The organism is Clostridium sp. AF32-12BH, assembly GCF_003477935.1.
Taxonomy (GTDB): Bacteria; Bacillota; Clostridia; order Lachnospirales; family Lachnospiraceae; genus Brotaphodocola.
On sequence record NZ_QUEH01000003.1, the window covers coordinates 311,778 to 313,847 of the forward strand.

2 protein-coding genes and 1 tRNA gene are annotated in these 2,070 nt (G+C 50.3%); 1 reads left to right on the forward strand and 2 read right to left on the reverse strand.

The features are described 5' to 3' along the window. Window positions 1-1,307, forward strand: a 1,307-nt coding sequence (locus DWZ40_RS04675) for a recombinase family protein (RefSeq protein WP_073930175.1), incomplete at its 5' end; no start/stop codon positions are given. Between the two features lie 55 nt (window positions 1,308-1,362). Here the strand turns inward: DWZ40_RS04675 and DWZ40_RS19400 are convergent. Continuing rightward, on the reverse strand, window positions 1,363-1,668 hold the full coding sequence (locus DWZ40_RS19400) for a hypothetical protein (protein ID WP_182431611.1): 306 nt from the start codon (window positions 1,666-1,668) through the stop codon (window positions 1,363-1,365). Between the two features lie 226 nt (window positions 1,669-1,894). Then, window positions 1,895-1,966: transfer RNA gene (locus tag DWZ40_RS04685), tRNA-Glu, on the reverse strand. Window positions 1,967-2,070 lie beyond the last annotated feature (104 nt).

Below are 2,070 nucleotides of genomic sequence, written 5' to 3' on the forward strand. Positions count from 1 at the left end.
AAATGATTTTCCCACAGAAAGGCGTCCGCTTTATCGCTATCAATGACGGAGTGGACAGCGCACAGGGCGACAATGATTTTGCCCCTCTGCGGAACATTTTTAACGAATGGCTGGTGAGAGATACGAGCAAGAAAATCAAAGCAGTAAAACGGTCTAAGGGTATGAGCGGGAAGCCCGTCACGAGCAAACCCGTATACGGCTACTTTATGGACGAGGACGAAAATTTTATCATTGACGGGGAAGCCGCCCCGGTTGTGCGGCAGATTTACAGCTTGTGCCTTGCCGGGAACGGGCCGACCAAGATAGCCCGTATGCTCACAGAGCAGGAGATCCCCACGCCGGGAACGCTGGAATACCGTCGGACGGGAAGCACCCGCCGCTACCACCCCGGCTATGAGTGCAAGTGGGCGACCAATACCGTGGTACATATCCTTGAAAACAGGGAGTACACGGGCTGTCTGGTAAACTTCAAGACGGAGAAGCCGTCCTACAAGACCAAGCACAGCGTAGAGAACCCCATTGAGAAACAGGCGATTTTCGAGAACCACCATGAGCCTATCATTGACACCCAGATGTGGGAGCGTGTGCAGGAGTTACGCAAGCAGCGCAAACGCCCGAACCGCTATGATGAAGTGGGCTTATTCTCCGGCATACTCTTTTGTGCCGACTGCGGCAGCGTCCTTTACCAGCAGCGTTACCAGAACGCCACCCGCAAGCAGGATTGTTATATCTGCGGGAGCTACAAGAAGCGTACCCGTGACTGTACGGCGCACTTTATCCGCACCGACCTGTTGACCGCCGGAGTGACCGACAATCTGCGGAAAGTCACCAGCTATGCAGCGAAGCACGAAGCCCGGTTTATGAAGCTGCTGATCGAGCAGAACGAGGACGGGGGCAAGCGCAGGAACGCCGCAAGGAAAAAGGAGCTGGAAGCCGCCGAGAAGCGTATCAGCGAGTTATCCGCTATCTTCAAGCGGCTGTATGAGGACAGCGTGACCGGGCGCATTTCAGACGAGCGTTTCACGGAGCTGTCGGCAGACTATGAAGCCGAGCAGAAAGAACTGAAAGAGAGAGCCGCCGCTATCCGGGCAGAGCTTTCCAAAGCGCAGGAAGCCACGGTAAACGCAGAAAAGTTTATGAATGTTGTCCGCAAGTACACCAGCTTTGAAGAACTTACCCCTACCCTTTTGCGTGAGTTTGTGGAGAAAATCGTTGTGCATGAGTGCAGCTATGACGAGAACGGCACACGCAGACAGGACATTGATATTTATTACTCTTTCGTTGGCAAGGTAGACCTGCCCGAATGACCGCCCGACCTATCCGGCGCAATGCGCAAACGCCGGATAGGAACGGCAAAATTTTTTACACTTCTACTACTTCTTTATCACACATCAGCAAATGGATCAGGATTGGCTCAATGTCCGCCACCTGAATGGGAACCCCCTTTTCTTCCTTATACCGCTCAATCAGATTCACAGCCTCCGGACACCTGGCATCCGCCACCATTCCGTTTGCATGCTTCATCAGATTCTCATATTGTTTTTTCACGCTGCTGCACCAGTCTTTGCAGCAGCGCACCTGCGTAAGATGATGCTCTGTTAAAATCCGCTCTAAATTCTGCTCCGATATCATACGCTCCGATACCGGATTGATCCATAAATATGTCAAATAATCTTCCTCTTGTTGTCTCTCTGTGTTAGTTCTCCGTTTTTCTCCATTCTCAATTTTCCGAGACATTTCTGGATTGCCGGAGTTCTCCTATAATTAGCTCTTGCTAACCGTGCTGATAAGCATACCAAAGTTAAAGTTAATTGTCAATTTGTATTTTTCTCACTTAACGAAGTCCTAATGAATATAGAAAAAAGCCAGACAAACCTGTCTGACTTCAACCTTATGACCTCGCCGGGAATCGAACCCGGGTTTACGCCGTGAGAGGGCGTCGTCTTAACCGCTTGACCACGAGGCCGTATTTAAATTTTAGAGGCATGTACCCTCAAAACCACATATTGAATTTCATCCATTTTTCTTACCTAAACCATATTGGATAAGCCCTCGACCTATTAGTGACAG